The 6071-nt window shown below is 72.7% G+C and carries 4 protein-coding genes and 3 pseudogenes; 1 reads left to right on the top strand and 6 read right to left on the bottom strand.

Annotated elements, in window-relative coordinates; translation table 11 throughout:
• Positions 1–568 precede the first annotated feature (568 nt).
• The 6 genes and pseudogenes from IPM45_18545 to IPM45_18520 all read right to left on the bottom strand — a co-directional run bounded on the left by IPM45_18545 (position 569) and on the right by IPM45_18520 (position 5794).
• Positions 569–1288, bottom strand: coding sequence for an inositol phosphorylceramide synthase (locus IPM45_18545; protein MBK9181510.1), 720 nt, complete (start codon positions 1286–1288; stop codon positions 569–571).
• Positions 1289–1844: 556 nt separating this feature from the next.
• Positions 1845–2450 (bottom strand): flippase-like domain-containing protein, encoded by a 606-nt coding sequence (locus tag IPM45_18540; protein ID MBK9181509.1) that lies wholly within the window; start codon positions 2448–2450, stop codon positions 1845–1847.
• 31 nt (positions 2451–2481) lie between these two features.
• Positions 2482–2961, bottom strand: a pseudogene (locus IPM45_18535) (flippase-like domain-containing protein).
• A 388-nt stretch (positions 2962–3349) separates the two neighbouring features.
• Positions 3350–3703: a hypothetical protein gene (locus tag IPM45_18530; GenBank protein MBK9181508.1), complete on the bottom strand. Its 354-nt coding sequence runs from the start codon at positions 3701–3703 to the stop codon at positions 3350–3352.
• A gap of 1033 nt (positions 3704–4736) precedes the next feature.
• A pseudogene (locus tag IPM45_18525) lies at positions 4737–5406 on the bottom strand (HAD family hydrolase).
• 29 nt (positions 5407–5435) lie between these two features.
• Positions 5436–5794 (bottom strand): annotated as a pseudogene (locus IPM45_18520) (thioesterase).
• A gap of 96 nt (positions 5795–5890) precedes the next feature.
• On the opposite strand from IPM45_18520, the gene IPM45_18515 reads away from it, so the two are divergent.
• Positions 5891–6071 (top strand): hypothetical protein (locus IPM45_18515; protein ID MBK9181507.1); only part of this gene is annotated, 181 nt, incomplete at its 3' end.

Below are 6071 nucleotides of genomic sequence, written 5' to 3'. Positions count from 1 at the left end.
CGCTCCAGGTGCTCCCGCGAGGACCCCTCGGTGGCGGCGGCCACCATCCGGGCCCCTGGCCCGCTACCAGGACCGGGTGTACGACCGGCGCCGTGGGAGGAGGGAGCCGGGCAAGATCGCCCACGAGATCCCGGTGCGGCCGAGGATCGGGTGCGCCTCGAGCTCCGCAAGCGGTTCCGGTGGGGTTTCCCCTACTACGGCGGATGGACAGCACGTCGTGGTGGGTCCGGGTGGTGGACCGCTACGTCGAGCGCACCGGCGATGTCGCCCTGCTCATGAGGTGACCCCCAACCTCGGAGCGCCGCGGCCTGGATGGCGGGTCCGGCCCGCATCGGCTTCGCCGACCTCGTGGCCTACCAGCGCCGGAACCGGGCCGGGCTCCTGCACCAGGGCTGGCGGGACTCGGACCTCGGGGCGGTGCCGATCGAGCCCCCGGTGGCGCTGGTGGAGGTGCAGGGCTACCACGCCGAGGCCGCGGCGGCGCTGGCGGCTGGGCGTCGCCGCCCCGGGCCATCCACGTCGACCCGGCGGCGTTCGAGCGGATCTTCTGGATGCCCGACGGGCAGACCTACGCCCTCGCGGTGGGCGGTGACGGGGTGGTCTCGCGCATCGTCACTCGAACGCCGGGCACCTCCTGGGCACCCTGCTCCCGACCGAGCGGGCCGGCTCGGTGGCCGACCGCCTCTTCGGCGACGACCTGTGGACCCCGGTCGGCATCCGCACCCACTCCAGCGCCGACCCCTACTTCGATGGCGACAGCTACCACCGGGGCTCCATCTGGCCCCACGACAACTGGGTGATCCACGAGGGCCTGCGCGCCGTGGGCCGCCACGACGACGCCCGGCGGGTGCGCCGCTCGGTCCTCGACGCCCTGCGCGACCTGGAGGCCATCCCCGAGCTCTACGCCTGCCACGCCGGCCGGGCGGCGCCCCTGGGTCAGGCCCAGCCGCTCCAGGCCTGGAGCAGCGGAGCGGTGGTGTCGTTCCTGGCCGCCGGGCCGACTGGACCACGGCCGGGGTCGTCGCCGGGATCGATCGCGGTGGACCCACCGATCCACCGCCAGCGCCACCAGCCAACCACCCCCGAGGGCGACGGCGCCGAAAAAGGCGTCGAGCCAGAAGTGGTTGGCGGTGATCAGGATGCAGAAGAGCGTCACCAGCGGGTACAGGAACGCGAGCCAGCGCAGCCGGCCTCGTCCGATCACGAGCACCACGGTGATCGCGCACCACGTGGACCATCCGAAGTGCAGGCTCGGCATGGCGGCGTACTGGTTCGACAACGACGCCATGCCCCCGAACCGAACTTCAGATCCGCCCACACCTCGATGGTGTCCACCATCCCGTAGCCGTGGCAGTCGGCGGCCCGACCCGGCGCAGCCGCCGTAGGCGCTCGGGCTGTCGAGCAGGCGCGGGGCATGAGGGGTGTAGGGCGGCGAAGCCGATCAGGGCGAGGCGGTGGTGCCGGCGAGGCATGGTGCGCGTGAAGCGGTACACCTGGGGTGCCTGGCGGAACGCGGAACAGCAGCACCCCCATGGTCACGGCGAAGTGGGCGGTGCCGTAGAAGATGTTCCACCACCGGATGAAGCCGTGGCCGGGGAGGTCGAGGTACCACTGCTGGAGCCGGGGCTCGAACCACAGGCCGAGCGTCTCCTCCACCTTGATGACCCCGCGAGCGTGGCGGAAGGCGATCGAGCGGGACTCGGGGCCGGCGCCGAAGGTGTTCCGCACCCGGGAGTACACGAAGTAGAAGATCCCGGCGAGCAGGAGCTCCCGCCACCACTGGAGGGCGGGCGCCGGGGGGCTCGGATCGATCTCGGGGGTTGCGTCGTCGACCGCTGCGGGCCTCACGCGGCGGGGGCCTTGCTGTGTCCCACCGCGAACGCCGGCGCCCCGAGCAGGCTCACCACCAGGTTCAGCAGGTAGAGGAGCAGTCCCAGGGCGATGGCCTGCGATCGGGGCACCCCGAGCGGGTGGAGGAACAGCACGAACAGCGCTCTCGCACCCCAGGCCCGGAGATGGAGATGGGCGGCACCCTGGGCGATGAGCACCGCCGGCAGGAAGGCGAGCAGCGCCGTGGGCCCGGCCCCGGCGGGCAGGCCCAGGGCGCGGGCGGCCATGAGCGCGGAGCCGATGAGGATGAACTGGTAGGCGAAGCCCGTAGCCAGGATGCGGGCGGTGGCGGCCGGCTCGCGCACCAGCCGGTGGATGCCGAACCGCACGGCACTGGTGAACCGGCGCCAGCCCTCGTTGTGCTCCAGGCGACCCTCGATGCCCTGGCCGGGGCGGGCGGTGAGGAACAGCACGACACCCAGCAGCAGCAGCGTGCCGGCGGCCACCGAGAAGGCGATGGCGCTGGCCCGGCCGAGGTCGCGGAGGCCGGGGTTGAGGAGCAGCCCCACCATGGTGATGACCGGTAGCACCACCCAGCCGGTGAGGCGCTCGAGCACCACCGAGGCGAACGTGGTCGGTCCTCGCCGTTGTCGCGGACAGGCGCGACACCCGCAGGGCGTCGCCGCCGATGGTGCTGGGCAGCACGTTGCCCACGAACTGGCCGGCGAAGTAGAGCGACAGCAGGCGCCCGAAGGGCGGGTGCTGGTCCAGGGCGGCCAGGACTGCGCTCCACCGCACGGCCGAGAGCACCACGCCGAGGAACGTGAGGATCAGGGCGCCGGCCAGCCAGGCCAGGGTGTGGCCGCTGGCGTCGGGGATGGTCTCGGACCAGTTGGTGCCGATCTTGGTGATCAGGACCCACAACAGGAGCGCGCTGACCACGAGGCGCGCCGCCATGATCAGTTGTGGTCGGGAGAGCTGCGCGCCGGCCCCAGGGCAGAAGGTGGGGTGCAGCCTGGTTCCGACGACTCTCGGGCCCGACCTCGCGGATACCATCTCACCTGCAGCGAGACCTGCCGATGTATCGGTGTCACGTCTCGCTCCACCCCGGAGGGTCCCATGTCCCGTCATCGCCGTCCCACCCGTCGTCGCCCGGGGTGCCTCGGCGATCCTCGGCGCCGGGCTGCTCCTCGTCGCCACGGCCTGCAGCGCCGCCGGCGGGGCGCCCAGGAGGTGTCCACCGGGCCCGGTGGTTCCGCGGCGTCAGGCATCGCCTTCCTCAACCAGGCGGCGGCCGCCACCAGCGAGGTGCAGACGCTGAAGGTCTCCGTGGAGACCACGGTCAGCCGGCTCCGGGGGTGACCGCGCCGCCACCACCTCGGGCACTGGCGAGATCGACCGGGCCAACCGCCGCGCCCACCTCGAGGTCGACGCCACCGACGCCGTGAACCTGTTCGGCGCCGCCGCCGAGCTCCCCGAGTGCCGGCGTGCTGGAGCTGGTGGTCGACGGCGACACCGCCTACCTGCGCTCGCCCCTGTACGCCTCGTTCACCGACTCCGACAAGGCCTGGGTCTCGGCCTCCCGGAGGACCTGGGCGCCGATCGTCCCGAGCGCCGCCACGGGCCAGGGCGACCCGGGAGCCTCCTCGCCCTCCTGGAGGGCGCCGGGGTTCCGCTCACCCGAGCTGGGCCGTGAGGACGTCCGTGGGGTCCCCACCGCCACGTGTCCACCGTGATCGACCTGGAGAAGGCCCTGGCCCAGCTGCCCGACGACCGCCACCAGGGCGTCGTCGACGAGCTGGAGGGCTTCGGTGCCGAAGCGGCGTCGTTCGTGACCATCCCCGCCGAGGCGTGGGTCGACGACGACGGCCACGTGCGCCGCTTCCGGCTCACGCTCGACTTCGCGCCGGCGTCGGACGACGTGCCCAGGCTAGGGATGCGTCGGTGGTGGTCACCGCCGAGCTCTACGACTTCGACGTGCCGGTGGACATCGCCCTGCCCGATCCGGGCGATGTGGCCGAGCTGGACCTGGCAGGCCTGCTCGGCGGCGACTGATGGCCGAGGTCCGTGGTCGCGGTCGGCGAGGCCGGCTGTCCGTGCTGGAGAGCGGCCGGGCGGACGGCCGCTGCTGCTCGTCCACGGGTTCACCGGTGCCAAGGAGGACTTCGCCGACTGGATCGACCGCTTCGCCGCCGAGGGCTGGTGGGTCGTGGCCCCGATCTGCGCGGACACGGCGCAGCCACCAAGGCCCGCCGACGAGGAGCCCTACTCCTGGCGCTCTTCGCCGGCGAGGCGCTGGCCTGGCCGACGGGCTGGGATGGGACCGCTTCGCCCTGCTCGGCCACTCGATGGGCGGCATGATCGCCCAGGCCCTGGCCCTCGACGCGCCGAGCGCGCATCTCCCGTCTCGTCCTGATGGACACCCACCACGGTCCGGTCGAGGGGCTCGACCCCGAGCTGGTGGCGATCGGCATGGACGTGCTCCGCTCGCAGGGTCTGCCCGCGCTCCTCGAGCTGCTCGATGCCATGCCGGCCGAGCGGGCACCGTCGGACGAACGGGTGCGGGCCACCCGGGCGGGCTACGTCGAGTGGAACGAGGAGAAGCTCCGCACGTCGTCGCCGGCGATGTACGCGGCCATGGCCACCGAGCTGGTGAACCGGCCCGACCGACTGATCGAGGTGGCCACCCTCGCCGTCCCCACCCGCGTGGTGGTGGGTGCGGAGGACACGGCGTTCGTGGCCGCCGCCCACCGGCTGGCCGACGCCATCGAGGGCGCCGACCTCGTGGTGATCCCCGACGCCGCCCACAGCCCGCAGTTCGAGAACCCCGATGCCTGGTGGAGCGCCGTCAGCCGTTCCTGTCCGCGCCGGCTGATCGGCCGGCGCCGGTTCGCCCGCTCAGGCCCCAGCCAGCCGGGCAGGTCGGCGAGGCTGTCGAGGTGGGCACCGATCCGTCGTGATCGGCGTGCTCGTGGCTCCAGGTGACGTGGTAGGGGATGGTGCGGCGTGGCCGCCGATCTCGAGCACGGGCAGCACGTCGGAGCGCACCGAGTTGCCCACCATGCAGAACGCCCGGGCGGGCACACCGGCCGATGCCACCACCTTCCGGTAGGTCTCGGCGTCCTTCTCGGCCACGATCTCGAGGTGCTCGAAGCGGTCGGCCAGCCCCGACGCGGCGATCTTCAGCTCCTGGTGGTGGAGGTCGCCCTTGGTGACCAGCACGAGGCGGTACCCGGCGTCGGCCAGGGCGGTGACCGCCTCCTCCACGCCGTCGATGAGGTCGACGGGGTGGTCGAGCATGGCCCGGCCCGCGGCCAGGATCTGGGCGACCTCGTCGGTGCCGATGGCGCCGTCGGTGACCTCGATCGCCGCCTCGACCATGGAGAGGGTGAAGCCCTTGATGCCGTAGCCGTACCGGGCCAGGTTGCGGTGCTCGACCTCGGTGAGGAACGCGTCGACGTCGACCTCGGTGGGCGTGTAGCGCGACACCAGCTCGGTGAACCGGCGCTGGGTGCGCTCGAAGTACACCTCCGAGTGCCAGAGGGTGTCGTCGGCGTCGAGCGCCACCACCTCGATGTCGCGGCGGCCGGCCCCTCCTGGGCGCGTCACCGACACCGGTCGAGGAAGCGGTCCCGCTCCACGAGCACCCGGGTGACCTTGCCGGCACCCACCAGGCCCGTTCGTCGCTGACCGACACGGAGAAGCGGAGGCGTCGTCCCTCCACCTTCTCCAGCTTGGCGTCGGCGGTGATGGTGCCGCCCACCGCGGTGGGGGCGAGGTGGTCGAGCTGGATGCGCATGCTGACCGTGGTCTCCTGCTCGGCGAGGTGGCCGGCGACCGCCGCGACCGCCGCTTCCTCGCACAGGGCGACGATGCGCGGGGTGGACACCACGTCGACGTCTCCGGATCGGGCGGCGATCGCGGTGTCGGCCTCGGTGACGATGGGCTCGACGCGACCGGTCAGTCCGGCTTTGGGGGCACGTCGTTACGATAAGTCCTTCGTGGCGATCGGGGCGAAGCGCCGGCGGCCACGGCCGAGCCCAGCAGAGAGGTGGTCCCCGTGATCGAAGAAGCCGTGGTGTCACGGGTGCTGGCTGCGGCCCTGCACACGGGTGGCGACTTCGCCGAGGTCTTCGTGGAGGACAAGCGGTCGTCGTCGGGCCGCCTCGACGACGGCAAGATCGAGGAGCTGGGCTCGGGGTGCGACCGCGGGTGCCGGCATCCGCCGTGGTGGTGGGCGA

It is taken from the genome of Acidimicrobiales bacterium (genome assembly GCA_016716005.1).
Taxonomy (GTDB): Bacteria; Actinomycetota; Acidimicrobiia; order Acidimicrobiales; family JADJXE01; genus JADJXE01.
Note: the sequence above shows the minus strand (reverse complement) of the source record. Positions and strands in the feature narration are given on the sequence as shown.